We start from the raw sequence: 13789 nt of genomic DNA, 5'->3' as shown, positions 1-13789 counted from the left end.
TGCGGCGGGCGACATGGCGTCAACGGCCTCGAAGGTCTCGTCAGTCTCTAGGGGGACACATGGGTGGGCAAGGCACCTCAGGGCGACCGGACACGGTGGGCCCGTGACCGGCCGGTCGGCACCCACGGTGCTGCCTCCGGCGCTGCGCGCGTGGCTCGGGCTGATCGCGGCCCTCGCCGCGCTGGTGGTCGTCGTGCTCGGGGTTCTGTACGCCGGACACAGCGAGCCCGGCAGGGTCGACAGGTGGTTCGTCGACCCGACGGCGGACAGTGTGCGGCCGCCGTGGCGGCATGTCGCTCTGGCCACGGACTTCCTGGGGGAGCCTGTCGGAGCGGCGACGCTGGTCGTGGTCGCCGTGACGGGCTGCCTGCTCTTGCGGTGTACTCGCGCGGCGGTGTTCGTCGTTGCCGGGGCCGGCATCACCGTGGTGACGGCGACGCTGCTCAAGTCCCTGGTGGGACGCACCATCCACGGCGAAGGCAACCTGTCCTATCCGAGCGGGCACACCGCGTTCCTCACCGCGCTGGCCCTCGTGGTGGCGCTGCTCGCGACCGGCCGGCTCGGCCTCGGCAGGACGGCCGGCACGCTACTCGTGCTCACCGCGGCGCTGGTCGCCGGCGCCGCCATGGGCTGGGCCCAGGTCGCCCTGGGTGCGCACTACCCGACCGACGTCCTCGGCGGCTGGTGCACCGCGCTGGCGGTGGTACCGGCGACCGCGTGGCTGGTCGACCGGACGGCTGCCCGGCCGGTCGACCAGCCGGCCGGCGCCGGTCAGCGCGAGCGCAGCTGACGTCACATCACTTCACGTCAGGCCACGTCCCGCCAGGTCACGTCCCGCCAGGTCACCCCACACCACTCCACGCCACTTCACGTCGCCTTACATCACGCCAAGCGGCGGAACACCGGCTTCACCGGTCGTCCGGCCATCCAAGGAGTGGGGTCACCGGCGTCAAGTGCCTTCCGGTACACCGCACATGCCTGGGCCACCACGTCGACGGTGTGGTCGATGTCGGCCTCGTCGAGCGCGCTGCTCACCACGAACGACGGGGCCAGCACCCCGCCCGCGAGGAGCCGGCGCAGGAACAGGGTGCGGTACTGCTGCGACGGCTGCCCGTTCTCGTCGAGGGTGGCGAAGACCAGGTTGCTGGCCCGGCCCCGGACGACGACGTGGTCGCCGACGCCCATGCCGACCGCGGCGTCGCGGACACCGGCCGCCAACCGCTCGCCGAGGGCTTGCAGTTGTGCGGTGATGCCCTCCTCGGCATAGATGGTCTGCACGGCCATCGCGGCGGCCAGTGAGTGTGTTTCCGCACCGTGCGTGGTGGAGAGCAGGAACACCCGATCGCCGGAGTGGCGCAGCCCGCCCCACTCCATCAGATCGCGGCGCCCGGCCAGCGCGGAGACGGCGAACCCGTTGCCCAGGGCCTTGCCGAAGGTGGACAGGTCGGGGACGACGCCGTACAGGCCCTGGGCGCCCGCCTCGGACCAGCGGAAGCCGGTGATCATCTCGTCGAAGATCAGTACGCAGCCGTGCCGGTCGGCCAGTTCGCGCAGGCCGGCGAGGTATCCGGGCGGGGGCTCCGTGTGGGTGGCGGGTTCGAGGATCAGGCAGGCGACCTCGTCCTGGTGCCGGGTGAGCAGTTCCTCCGTGGCGGCCAGGTCGCCGTAAGGGAACGTCACCGTGAGCTCGTTGGTGGCCGCTGGAATGCCGGCGGACATCGGCGTGGTGCCGATGAACCAGTCGTCGACGGAGAAGAACGGATGGTCGGCGCAGATGGCCACCCGTGGGCGCCCGGTGGCGGCTCGGGCGAGGCGCACCGCGGCGGTGGTGGCGTCGGAGCCGTTCTTCGCGAACTTCACCATCTCGGCGGTCGGCACCGTGGCCAGGAAGCGTTCCGCGGCCTCGACCTCCACGATGGACGGCCGGACGAAGTTGCTGCCGCGTTCGAGTTCCCGCCGCACCGCCTCGGTGACGCGGGGGTGGGCGTGGCCGAGGCTGACCGACCGCAGGCCGGAGCCGTACTCGATGTAGCGGTTGCCGTCGATGTCCCACACATGGGCACCGCGGCCGTGGCTGATGACCGGGGCCAGGTCCTCTGGGTACTGGTCGTCGCCCTTGGCGTAGGTGTGCGCGCCCCCGGGGATCATGGCGTGCAGCCGCTCGTTCGCCGTCCGCGACCGGGGCAGGAGGAACTCCTCGGTCTCCTCGGTCGCGTCAGCCGCCTTGGGCTCGTCGATCTCGTCGGTCCCGACGGTCGCTTCGGTGTGTGCGGTGTTCACGCCGGCCTCACCTCTCCTCGTGCTTCAGGACCTCGGCGAGGCTCGGCGCCTCCCGGTCACGCTGGGACATCGATGTGACCGGCAGCGGCCAGGGAATGGCGAGCTCCGGGTCGTCGAAGGCGATGGTCACGTCCTCGGCCGGATCGTGCGGGCGGTCGATCCGGTAGGAGGTGTCGGCGGTTTCGGTCAGGGCCTGGAAGCCGTGCGCGCAGCCTGCCGGGATGTACAGGGTCGTCTGGGTCTCGCCGGACAGTTCGAAGAAGGCCCGGCCCAGGTATGTGGGCGAATCCGGCCGCAGGTCCACGACGACGTCGAAGATCCTCCCGTACGAGCACCGCACCAGCTTGGCCTCGCCGACGCCGGAGCGCAGGTGCAGGCCGCGCAGCACGCCCCGGACCGAGCGGGACAGGCTGTCCTGGACGAAGGCGTCCGGGTCGAGGCCCACCGAGCGGACCACGTCGGCGTCGAAGGTGCGGCAGAAGAAGCCGCGTTCGTCGGCGTACGGCGTCGGCTCGAACAGGAACGCGCCGTCGATCGCCGGGACTTGGGTCGCCTTCATGGAGTCTCCTGCCGGGTGCGGGCTTGCGAGTGGTCGTTCGCCGGGAACAGGGCGGCGGTCAAGGCGGTGAACTGGTCCCGGAGTTGCCGAGCGGCGAGCCGGTTCCGCTCGGCGAGGGTCTGCCGTAGCTCCGTCGATCGCTTCTCCAGCGCGCGGAACTGCTCCAGGAGCCGGTCGGCGTCGACCTCGCGAGCCGGGTGGCAGTAAGCGCCCAGGCCCATCCGGTCCATGAGCGCGTCGCTCTTCGCCGCATAGCTGAGCGCGAGCGTCGGAGTGCCGACCTTCAGTGCGCAGATCAGGTTGTGGTACCGGGTCGCCACCACGGTGTCGGCGGCCGCCGTCTCCTTCATCAGGTCGGCCAGCGAGGCCGTCTCGGCGGCGGCGACCAGCGGGGAGTCCACGGCGTCGAGGATCTCGGCGACCACGGAGGCGTCGCATCCGTCGCCGGTGAGCAGGCGGACCGGCCTGCCGTCCTCGACCAGCGCGCGGACGAAGCGGGTTGTCCCGTCCAGGTAGCGCCGGTGGATCTCCTCGGCTCGGGCGCGGTCGTCGTTGCCGCCGTGGAAGTCCATGACGCCGACGCAGACCAAGCCGCCCGGCGTGCCCGAGGGCGCGTTCCTCCGTGGTGTGGGCAGGGCGAACGCGAGGTCCGGGTAGACCTCGTCGCGGCTGGTGTCCACGCCCATCGCCCGCATCGCGTCACGGGACTGGGCGTCCCGGTACGACCGGTAGGCGGCCAGCCGCGCGGACCGGCGCATCAGGGCCCGGGTCGCCCGGTCGCCGATCGCGGCGGCGCCGACGCCGACCAGCGCGACCTTGGTGCGGAACAGTCGGCCGGTCGCGCAGAGCAGGAACAGCGAGTACGGGAATCCCCACGGCCGGAGCGGCAGCGTGGCCTCCAGGACGCCCATGCCCGGCACGATCACCACGTCGTGCCGGCGCACCCAGGCGGCGGTGCGGAAGACGTCGACGAGTTTGCCCAGACCCTTCCCCGCGATCGAGGCCGCACGGGACGCCGTCCGGTACTCCCCGCGGTACCAGTGCAGCCGCGTCGCCGGGATCCCGTACCGGGTCGCGACGACCTCGGGTCCGCCGCACAGCGCGTCCACGACCGCCTCCGGGTGCTCGGCGCGCAGGTACCCGAGCACGGCTTCGAGCGACCCGTCGTTGCCGAGGTTGCCGGAGCCGAGCAGGCCGAACACCCCGACGCGCGGTGGGGGTTGGTGCGCCGACGTCATGCCTGCCCTCCGGTACGTCCCTCGCGGCCGGCGACGAGGGCGTCGACGGACACGGTGAGCCGGGCCGGGTCGACCGGGGCGCGGTCCTCGACCCGCTCGCCGGCACCCGGCCGGACCCGGCTGGTCATCCATGCGGCGAGGTGGCGGTAGCACGCGCGGCGGTCGGCCGTGGACAGCGGCGCCCGCTGGATCGCTGAGACGAAGCCCCAGACGTACTCGGCGAGCAGCCGGGGCGTCGGGTGCAGCGCGCCCGCCCGGCGGGGGTCCAGGTTGACGCACCGGGAGCGCTTGGAAGGGTTCGCCCGCTCGGCGCGGGTGGGGTGGTCGCGGCGGAAGTACAGCAGCTCCGGCACCTGGTGGAAGGGTCCGTGCAGGACGATCTCGGCGACGAACGTGCGGTCCGCGTGGTGGTAGCTGTCGTGCGGCTTCACCCGGCGCAGCATGTCGGCACGCATCACCCCGTAGAAGTCGTCGCCACCGGGCTCGAACAGGAAACTGCGGAACCGCTCCGGCGCATGCGGCGAGGCGGTGGCGAGCCCGTACTCGTACGGGACCTTCACCTGCCCTTCGCCGTCGATGACCGCCTGGTCGGAGTGCGCGAGGACGGCGTCCGGCCGCTCGTCCAGCGCCTCCACACAGCGCCGCAGCAGGTCCCGGGCATATAGGTCGTCGTGCGAGGCCCACTTGAACAACTCGCCCCGGCACTCGGTGAACACGTAGTTGTGGTTGGGCGCGGCCCCGATGTTCCGGGTCAGCCGGATGTACCGGATGCGCGAGTCCTGCGCGGCGTACTTGCGGCAGATGTCCTGGGTCCCGTCGGTCGAGGCGTTGTCGGAGACGACCAGCTCGAAGTCCTCGTAGGTCTGGCCGAGCAGGGCGTCGAGCGACTCGGCCAGATACTCCTCGCCGTTGTACACGGGCAGGCCGATGCTCAGCCGGGGATGGGCGGTCATGACGTCCTCACTTCCAGGATGGAATGGTGCTGGTGCTCGTGGAGGGCGGACCGCAGATGCAGCCACCACACGGCCGAGGCGCAGCCGGTCGCGGCGGCGACGCCCCAGGCCGAGCCGACCGTGCCGGCCAGGGCGGCCCCGCCGAGACCGCCGGTGACGTAGCAGGCGGAGGCGAGCAGTTGGCAGCGCAGGCTGCGGCGGGCCGCGGCGAGTGCGCGCAGCCCCGCCGCCGCGCCGGTGCCGAGGCCGGCGCCCGCGACGCCGAGGGTGACCGGCACGATGAGTTGTGCGGCGGAGTGCCAGACGTCGCCGAGCACGAGCTCGCCGAGCCGGTCCGGCATCAGGAGCAGCGCCCCGCCCCACAGCAGCGCGGCGGCGGCCTGCGCGCCGCCCAGCAGGAGGCAGAACCTGCCGAGGCGGTGCGGGGCACGCCGCAGCACCCGTGCCGCCTCCGCGACGGTGACCAGCGACAGCCCCATCAGCACGGCGAGGAACGGGCCGAGCAGGAGCTCGGCGCCCCGGACCGCACCCACCGCGCCGACCCCGACGATCGCGCCGAGCCCGTACGCGCGCAGCTGGCTCGCGCCGCTGAGGCTGACGTTCTCGACCAGGTACCGGTAGCCGAGGTCGCGTTGCTCGCGAAGCCACGCGCGGGCCCGGGTCACCCGGGGCAGGATGCCGGACTGGACGTAGCCGTAGCCCGCGGCCACCGTGGCCGACGCGCCCCAGGCGAGCACGAAGGCGGCCACGCTGCCCACACGGGCCGCCACGACCATGGCGGGGACGAGCGCGACGCCCCACACGACGTCGTTGACGAACGCCTTCCGCCCGGCTCCGGCGGCGAAGAACGCGTACCGCCAGGCGTCCTGGAGCAGCAGCCCCGGCAGCATGACACCGAGGCAGGCGAACGCGGGCCCCACGCGGCCGCCGAGCGCGAGGCCGGCCACCAGACACGCCGCACCGATGGCGGCACCGACGCCGAGCGCGGTACCCGACGAGCGGGCCACGGCCCTGCGCCAGGACGTGTCCGGTACGCCGCTGAAGCGCACCACGAGCGGATCGGTGGCAAGCCCGCGGGAGACGTTGAGCACCACGCCGTAGGTCACCCAGGCGAGGCTGAACACCCCGAACGCGGTCACCCCCAGCGAGCGCGCCACGTAGATGCCCACCGCGAAGTTGCTGATGCTGGAGGCCGCCTGGTCGGCCAGTCCCCAGGACAGCCGGCCGACGAAGGCCCGCCGGGCGGATCCGGCCGGGGGCGCCGTCGTCGGCGGTTTCTCCTCCTCGGTGGTCATCGGCGTCACACCTTGATCAGTTCGGCGCCGTGCAGGGCGTCGGCCGCGGCGGCGACGGTGTCGAACGGCAGGCCGGACCGCTCGGCGACGTCCAGCAGACTGTGCTCGCCGTCGGAGAGGCTGAGCACCCAGAGCATGGCCATCTGGGCCTGCTTGGTGTCGCTGCGCCCGCCGAGCGCGTCGTACAACCCGCGCCGCCCCAGCTGTGGTTCGCCGTAGGGGCTGAGGTTGACGTACCGCCGGTTGCGGTCGAGGACGCCGAAGGCCTCGCGGCACACGGCGAGGGTGTCCGCCATCGCCTCCGGGGAGACGAAGTCCAGGTTGTCCGCCGAGGTGTGATACTCGGGGTAACCGGCGTACGGCGTCCGGCTGAGCGAGCCCACGCCGAGGTTGAACCCGGGCGAGCAGTACTGCCGCTCGTCGTAGCCGTACGGAGTGAACTCGGCGACACTGTGCGGGCGTTCGGAGGCGGCCAGCACATGGCCCATCACCCGGTCGATCTCCGCGTCGCCGCGCCTGCTCCGCTTGTACGTCAGACTGCCCGAGTCACCCGCGCAGGCCAGCACGAGCCCGTGCTTGACCCGCTCCACCCGCTCGGCGTTGCGGGCCAGCCAGGTGATCGCCCCGATGGTGCCGGGCGCGAAGATGAACCGGTAGGTGTAGTACGGCGTTTGCTTCGCCAGCTCCCGGGCCAGGAACGTCGCCACCGCGACGCCGGCCATGTTGTCGTTGGCCAGCGACGGGTGGCAGACGTGGCAGGAGACGATCACCTCGTCGGCGACCTGCCCGGGGACCACGTGCTCGGCATAGGTGAGGTGGCCGTCGGCGAGTGTGGAGTCGATCCGCACCTCGTACTCGCCGTCCGGCAGCGCGTCCAGGGTCTCCTGGGCCAGGCAGAAGCCCCACTCCGGCTTGTAGTAGCTGGTGCGGTACGGCACCCAGGACGGGTGCTCCGGCAGGGTGTGCAGGTGTTCGCGCAGCTCGGCGAGCGGCATGGTCGCCGACACCGGCACGCTGTAGCCCAGCACGTGCAGGCTGGACGCGGCGAAGTCGACGACCCGCTTGCCGGTGCTGTCGGCGACGTACGCGTCCCGGATGTTCCACTCCTGCGGCACCGTCCAGTCGAGCACCTGCGTCCCGGTCGGCACCTCGTGCACTTGCAGCGGGATGTACTCGCCGACGATGTCCAGGGTGGCGCGCACACCGTCGCCGGTGATGCTCCGGCAGAGCGGGTACAGCCGCTCCACCAGGGCGTACATCTCATCGCCTTGCGTGGTCACCGGCGCCACCGCAGGGTGTCGTCGACGGCGCCGGCCTCGGACGCCGCGCGCAGCACGGCAAGGCGGGTGAAGCGCTGGTCGAAGTTCTCCCGGGTCAGCCCGTGTTCGTGGTAGGCGTCGGCGAGTTCGAGCGCGCCCTGCTTCACCGACCACTCGCAGTCGAAGCCGGGGATCGCGGCGCGGAACCGGGAGAAGTCCACCCGGTAGGAGCGCGGATCGGCGCCGTTCTCCCCGGTGATCCTCACCTTCGCGCCGGACACCGCCTCGGCGACCTGCTCGGCGATCTCGGCGACTGTGACGTTGTTGGTCTCGCTGCCGATGTTGAACGCCCGGTCGTGCACCGCCTCGCGCGGCGCGGTCAGCGCGGCCGTGAAGGCCCGTGCGATGTCGGCGGCATGTACCAGCGGACGCCAGGGGGTGCCGTCGGAGAGCACCAGCACCTCGCCGGACAACAGCGCGTGGCCCACCAGGTTGTTCAGCACGATGTCGGCGCGCAGCCTGGGGGAGTAGCCGAAGGCGGTGGCGTTGCGCATGTACACCGGGCTGAAGTCGCCGTCGGACAGCGCGTGCAGGTCGTCCTCCACCCGCACCTTGGACTCCGCGTACGGCGTCACCGGGCGCAGCGGGGCGTCCTCGGCCACCAGGTCGTCACCGCCGGCGGCGCCGTAGACCGAGCACGTCGACGCGTACAGGAAGCGCCGCACTCCGGCGTCGCGGGCCAGCCGGGCCAGCCGTACGGAGGCGTGGTGGTTGATGTCGTAGGTGAGCTCCGGTGCCAGCGATCCCAGCGGGTCGTTGGACAGCGCGGCCAGGTGGATCACGGCGTCTACGCCTGCCACGTGTTCAGCCGTGACGTCGCGCAGGTCCACCCGATGTCCCGACGGGTCCGCGGGCGTCGGGCCCAGGACGCAGTCGGCGAACAGGCCGGCGTCGAGGCCGACGACCTCGTGCCCGGCGGCGGCAAGGACCGGGGCCATGACGGTTCCCAGGTATCCCTGATGTCCGGTCAGCAGTACGCGCATGGTTCAACCCCCCAGGTTGAGCGTGAGTTTGGTGACGGCGAACGCCTCGGCGTATCGCTCGTGGCATTCGATGCCGCGGATCCGTGCCAGCCCGAGGAAGGCCTCCCGGTCGTACCAGGGCCGGTGCCGCTGCGAGGGGTAGTGCTCCTGCAGCAGCCGCACCTTTTCTTCGGCGACCTCCGGCGCCAGCGGCTGGTACGCGGCCATCCGGCCGAGGTCGCCGTCCCACTTGACGATCTCGTAGCCGAGCACGAGATGGTCGCGGAACGCGGTGGGTATCAGCTGCGCCAGGCCGCGGTGGTCCTGGTGCGCGTCATCGGTGCGCGGGGCCAGGATCAGATCCGGGTCGGTCTGCCCGCGCAGTTCCTCGACCGCGGCCTTGGCCTCGTCCCAGTGCACGGGCATCCGGCCGTCCGGCAGCTTGAGCACGGTCAGCCGCAGGTCGGCGCCAGGGCAGAAGGCGGCGAGCGCGGCCCGCTCCTCCTGCTCGCGCTCGCTGCCGCCGCCGGAGAGCACCAGCGCGTCGACCCGCAGACCCGGCCGCGCCAGGCACAGCGTCAGCAGCGTGCCGCCGGCGCCGATGGCGATGTCGTCGCAGTGCGCGCCCACCGCGACGATCCGGTCCGGGCGCCCGGCGCCGAGCCGGATCACGCGCCCACCCCTGCGTTGTCGTGTTCCCACACGGCCCACGGGCGGTCGCCCCGGGCGTAGGCGTCGTCGAGCGCTGCCCGTTCCTTCACGGTGTCGGTCGGCTTCCAGAAACCGCGGTGCTGGTGCGCCACCAGCCGGCCGCGCTTGGCCAGTTGGGCGCACCCGTCGGCGACCAGGTCCCCGTTCTCCGGTATGTGGTCGAAGACCTCCTGGCGGAGCACGAAGTAGCCGCCGTTCTCCCACAGCGGCAGTTCGCTCACCGCGGTGATGCCGCCCACCAGGTTGTCCTCGCCCAACTCCACGCAGTGGAACGACGACTGCGGCGGCACCACCATCATCGACGCACCCGCGTCGCGCGCGGCGAACTTCTCGATCATCTTCGGCAGCGGGGCGTCGGTGAGCACGTCGGCGTAGTTGGCGAGGAACATCTCGTCGCCGTCCAGATGGTGCCGCACCCGGCGCAGCCGCTCACCGATCGGCGACTCGATGCCGGTCTGCGCGAACGTGATCGTCCAGTCGGCGATGTCGGTGGACAGCAGCTCGGTCCGCCCGCCGCGCAGCACGAAGTCGTTGGACGTCGTCTCCTCGTAGTTGAGGAAGAAGTCCTTGATGTGGTGCGCCCCGTACCCGAGGCACAGGATGAACTCCTTGTGCCCGAAGTGCGCGTAGTAGCGCATGACGTGCCAGATCAGCGGCCGGGGGCCGACCATCGCCATCGGCTTGGGTACGTCGTCGGAGGTGCCGTTGCGCATCCGCATCCCGTAACCGCCGCAGAACAGAACGACCTTCATGCCTTGACCTCGACAATGCTCAGTTCCGGGATGGGGAAGACCAGTCGGCCGCCCCAGTCGCCTACGAAGGACAGTTGCTCGACCAGCTCGGCCCGCAGGTTCCACGGGAGGACGAGGACGTAGTCCGGCCGGTCGGCCGCTATCTGATCGGGCGGCAGGATCGGGATACGGGTGCCCGGGGTGAACCTGCCGTGCTTGTACGGGTTGCGGTCGACCGTGTACGGGAGCAGGTCGGGGCGGATGCCGCAGTGGTTGAGCAGGGTGTTGCCCTTGCCCGGGGCGCCGTAGCCGACGACCGTCTCGCCGCGCTCGGCCGCCTCGATGAGGAACTTCAGGAGGTCCCGGCGCACCTTGGCGACCCGGGCGGAGAACTCGGTGTACCCGGACAGCTCCTGGAGTCCGGCGGCCTTCTCCCGGGCCAGTACGTCGGCCACCCGCTGCGTCGGCTCGCCGGCCACCTCGGCCGGGCGGGCCCACAGCCGGATGGAGCCGCCGTGCGTGGGCAGCAACTCGACGTCCACGAGCGTGAGTCCGCCGCTGGCCAGGGCCCGGATCGCGGAGGCGACCGTGTAGTACTGGAAGTGCTCGTGGTAGATCGTGTCGTACTGGTTCTCCTCGATCAGGGTCAGCAGGTGCTGCACCTCGACGGAGACCCAGCCGTCGTCGGCGACCAGGGCGCGCAGCCCCTTGGTGAAGCCGACCACGTCGGGGATGTGCGCGTACACGTTGTTGGCCACGACCAGGTTCGCCGGGCCGTGCTCGGCGCGGACGGCCGCGCCGGTGTCCGGGGACAGGAACGCCGTGAGCGTGGGCACACCCGCGTCCCGCGCCGCGGCGCCGACGTTCACCGACGGCTCGATGCCGAGGCAGCGCATCCCGCCGTCCACCACATGCCTGAGCAGGTACCCGTCGTTGCTCGCCACCTCGACCACGAAGGCGTCGGGGCCGAGAGCAAGGCGCTGGACGGCGTCGGCGACGAACGTGCGCGCGTGCTCCACCCAGGAGGTCGAGAAGGAGGAGAAGTACGCGTACTCGCTGAACGTGTCCTCCGGCGTGATCAGCGGAGGAATCTGCGCGAGCCAGCAGTCGGTGCAGACCCGCAGGTGCAGCGGGTACGCGGGCTCCGGCCGGTCCAGTTGGTCCGCGGCGAGAAAGCTCTCACACGGTGGCGTCGCTCCGAGATCGACGACGCTCGCCATCGCTTCCGAGCCGCAGAGTCGGCATTGTGTCATCTACTGTCCCCATCCCCCCTGTTCGCGTGGGTGTCCCCACCGCGAGCCAGTGCTGACCGACCCGCGATCGCGGTGCGGTACTCCTCCACCAGGCGCTCAAGGCCGACGGCCGGGCTGAAGCCCTGCTCGTAACGGCGCCGGGCCGCCTGGCCCATCTCTTGGTTGCGGTCCGGCTCGGCCGTGATCCGGCGGATGCAGGACGCGAGCGAGGCGGGCTCGCCCGGCCGGTGCAGCAGCCCCGTCACGCCGTTCTCGACGAGCTCGACGAAGGCGCCGTGACCGGCCGCGACGACCGGGACCCCGGCCGCCATCGCCTCCACGACCACCAGGCCGAACGCCTCCAGCCACGTCGAGGGCGCCACCACGGCGACCGACCGCGCGATGGCCTTCTGGCACTCGGCCGTGTCGTACAGGCCGACGTAGCGCACGTCGTCCCGGCCCGCCGCCCAGGCCCTGATCTCCGCCTCCAGCGGTCCCGTGCCGGCGATCATGAGCGGTACGCCCACACCGCCGCTCGCCGCGACCTCGTCCCACGCGGTCATGAGCAGCCGCACGCCCTTGGCCTCCGCGAGCCGGCCGAGGTAGAGCAGATGTTCACCGGTGTCCGAGCGGCGGGCGTCCGGGTCCGGCACGAAGTTGTGCTTCACCACCAGCCGCTCCGCCGGCATGCCGGCCCGCACCAGGACGTCGCGCTGCGCCGCGGAGATGCACAGGAACCGCTCCACGCCGGACCACCACCGCCGCCGGTTGGCCGACAGGCTGACCGCGAGCGGCACCGTCGCGAGGCGGGAGCCGCGGTAGCAGCCGTGCCGGACGGCGGGCAGCGGCGCCGCCGCCCCGACGCACTCGGTGCACGGCCGGCCGTCCCGCTGGAGCGTGCCGGGCGGGCAGACCTGGGTGTAGTTGTGCAGTGTGGCGACGGCGGGCACCCCGGCGTCGGCGCAGGCGGCGAGGACCGCGGGCGACAGGAGCGGGAAGACGTTGTGGACGTGCACCACGTCCGGCCGCTCGCTGCGCAGCCGGGCGGCGAGCTTCGCGCGGACCGCCGGGTTCCACGGCACCCGCAGGGGCACCGCGGCCTTGGCGAGCAGGGACATGGCGGCGATGTCGTCGCTGCGCCGCTCGAACACCTCGACCCGGTGGCCGGCCCCGCGCAGCAGCGCCACCTCCTGGTCGACGACCTTGTTCTCCCCGCTCGGCTGCGTCGAGGCGTAGCGGTTGTGCACCACGAGAACGTGCATGCTCAGCTCACCTCCGATCTCTGGGCCCATCGCGGGACACGTCGTCGTGGGACTTCGGGCGTCGAGAGGGGAGCCACCGCAGCAGGTGCCGCCAACAGCGAGGCGGCCACGGCCAGATGGAGCAGATACGGCGAGGCGTCGCCCAGCCCGGCCTCGGTGTACGACGCGATTCCGCAGTAGCTGATCAGGAAGATCGCGCAGGCCCTCGACAGCGAGGGCGGCCGCAGCAACGCGACGCCGCCCAGCACGACGATGATCGACGCGACCAGGGTGACGCCGATCAGACCCTGCTCGTTGTAGACCGCCAGCCAGCTGTTGTCGATCGGCAGCCCGCCGAACGACTTGTCGCCCAGGCCCACGCCGAACAGCTCCTGCGAGGTCGACCGGGGCGCGGCCAGCAGGGCGTCCCAGACCTTGGCCCGACCGGTGAGGTTGGAGAAGTTCTCCTTGCTCTGTCCGCGCAGGAACCACGTCTGCAGCGCGGAGGCGAACCCCACCGCGGCCACCACGGCGCACACCACCGTCCAGGTGAAGAACCGCCGGGCCGCGGCGCTGGTCAGGATCAGCGAGCCGATCGCCAACGCCAGCCCGATGAACAGGCCGAGCGTGGCCGTCCGGGTGTGGGTCAGCGCGAGCAGGACGAGAGACGGCACGATGACCACCGCCGCGCTGGTCCGGTCGGTCCGGCGGCCCAGCACGAGCAGCACGGTGAGCCCGATGATCACCGCGGCGTACTGTCCGATCTGCGGCGGGGTGAGCGGCCACAACGCGCCGACCAGGCGTCCGCCGTAGAGGTCGGGCAGGGCCGCGCCCGGTGACACGGCCAGGCCGGCGGCCACCGACCCGAGCACCGCGAAGTACATCCGGATGTGGTGCCGGACGAACGTCATGGAGCCGTCCCACCAGCGGCTGAGCAGCCACAGCGTGCCGACGAAGAGAGCCAGCCGTGCGCAGCGGAACAGCGCGCCGAACCCGGACTCCAGGTTGGCGCTGGAGATCACGCTCAGCACCAGCAGCAGGGTGAGCAGGAGCAGATAGGCGCTGGCCCGGATGCGCAGCCGGAGATTGACCGCGAGCGCCAGCGTGAACGCGGCGACCAGCGCACCCATGGTGACCATCTGGATGAGGGAGCGGGGCAGCGGGATGATGGTCTTCGCCCCGGCGGAGCCGAGCGTGTTGAGGATCAGCAGCCCCCACACGGTCCCGACGATCTTCGGCGGGTGGTCCGCGGATGCTATGGCGGTCAT

Annotated in this window: 13 protein-coding genes; 1 reads left to right on the top strand and 12 read right to left on the bottom strand. The window is 71.8% G+C overall.

Going from position 1 to position 13789, the window contains the following annotated elements:
- Positions 1-103 precede the first annotated feature (103 nt).
- On the top strand, positions 104-790 hold the full coding sequence (locus tag POF73_RS29075) for a phosphatase PAP2 family protein (RefSeq protein ID WP_272121330.1): 687 nt from the start codon (positions 104-106) through the stop codon (positions 788-790).
- Between the two features lie 92 nt (positions 791-882).
- Here POF73_RS29075 and POF73_RS29070 read toward each other — a convergent pair whose 3' ends face one another.
- From POF73_RS29070 to POF73_RS29015, 12 genes are read right to left on the bottom strand one after another with little or no spacing between them, the layout of a single operon-like run.
- Positions 883-2238: a glutamate-1-semialdehyde 2,1-aminomutase gene (locus POF73_RS29070; RefSeq protein WP_272121378.1), complete on the bottom strand. Its 1356-nt coding sequence runs from the start codon at positions 2236-2238 to the stop codon at positions 883-885.
- Between the two features lie 49 nt (positions 2239-2287).
- A complete protein-coding gene (rfbC, locus tag POF73_RS29065) occupies positions 2288-2839 on the bottom strand; it encodes a dTDP-4-dehydrorhamnose 3,5-epimerase (protein WP_272121329.1) in 552 nt (183 codons plus the stop codon).
- The gene (locus POF73_RS29060) at positions 2836-4077 is read right to left on the bottom strand and encodes a polysaccharide pyruvyl transferase family protein (protein ID WP_272121328.1); all 1242 of its coding nucleotides are present in this window, start codon (positions 4075-4077) and stop codon (positions 2836-2838) included. The genes rfbC and POF73_RS29060 overlap by 4 nt, the downstream gene beginning before the upstream one ends.
- Positions 4074-5030: a glycosyltransferase family 2 protein gene (locus POF73_RS29055; RefSeq protein ID WP_272121327.1), complete on the bottom strand. Its 957-nt coding sequence runs from the start codon at positions 5028-5030 to the stop codon at positions 4074-4076. Before POF73_RS29055 ends, POF73_RS29060 begins: the two co-directional genes overlap by 4 nt.
- Positions 5027-6325: a hypothetical protein gene (locus POF73_RS29050; protein WP_272121326.1), complete on the bottom strand. Its 1299-nt coding sequence runs from the start codon at positions 6323-6325 to the stop codon at positions 5027-5029. The genes POF73_RS29055 and POF73_RS29050 overlap by 4 nt, the downstream gene beginning before the upstream one ends.
- A gap of 5 nt (positions 6326-6330) precedes the next feature.
- On the bottom strand, positions 6331-7614 hold the full coding sequence (locus POF73_RS29045) for a DUF4910 domain-containing protein (protein WP_272121325.1): 1284 nt from the start codon (positions 7612-7614) through the stop codon (positions 6331-6333).
- Positions 7602-8627: an NAD-dependent epimerase/dehydratase family protein gene (locus POF73_RS29040; protein WP_272121324.1), complete on the bottom strand. Its 1026-nt coding sequence runs from the start codon at positions 8625-8627 to the stop codon at positions 7602-7604. The genes POF73_RS29045 and POF73_RS29040 overlap by 13 nt, the downstream gene beginning before the upstream one ends.
- Positions 8628-8630: 3 nt before the next feature.
- A complete protein-coding gene (locus tag POF73_RS29035; RefSeq protein WP_272121323.1) occupies positions 8631-9278 on the bottom strand; it encodes a PIG-L deacetylase family protein in 648 nt (215 codons plus the stop codon).
- Complete coding sequence (locus tag POF73_RS29030) at positions 9275-10069, bottom strand: sugar phosphate nucleotidyltransferase (RefSeq protein WP_272121322.1); 795 nt, start codon at positions 10067-10069, stop codon at positions 9275-9277. The genes POF73_RS29035 and POF73_RS29030 overlap by 4 nt, the downstream gene beginning before the upstream one ends.
- Positions 10066-11301, bottom strand: a complete 1236-nt coding sequence (locus POF73_RS29025; RefSeq protein WP_272121321.1) for a class I SAM-dependent methyltransferase — start codon at positions 11299-11301, stop codon at positions 10066-10068. The genes POF73_RS29030 and POF73_RS29025 overlap by 4 nt, the downstream gene beginning before the upstream one ends.
- On the bottom strand, positions 11298-12542 hold the full coding sequence (locus tag POF73_RS29020) for a glycosyltransferase (protein WP_272121320.1): 1245 nt from the start codon (positions 12540-12542) through the stop codon (positions 11298-11300). The genes POF73_RS29025 and POF73_RS29020 overlap by 4 nt, the downstream gene beginning before the upstream one ends.
- Positions 12543-12544: 2 nt before the next feature.
- Positions 12545-13789, bottom strand: a complete 1245-nt coding sequence (locus POF73_RS29015) for an O-antigen ligase domain-containing protein (RefSeq protein WP_272121319.1) — start codon at positions 13787-13789, stop codon at positions 12545-12547.

The organism is Streptomyces sp. HD, assembly GCF_028369295.1.
Classification (GTDB): domain Bacteria; phylum Actinomycetota; class Actinomycetes; order Streptomycetales; family Streptomycetaceae; genus Streptomyces.
The sequence above is the reverse complement of the archived record's forward strand: the minus strand, read 5'-3'. Positions and strand labels throughout refer to the sequence as shown.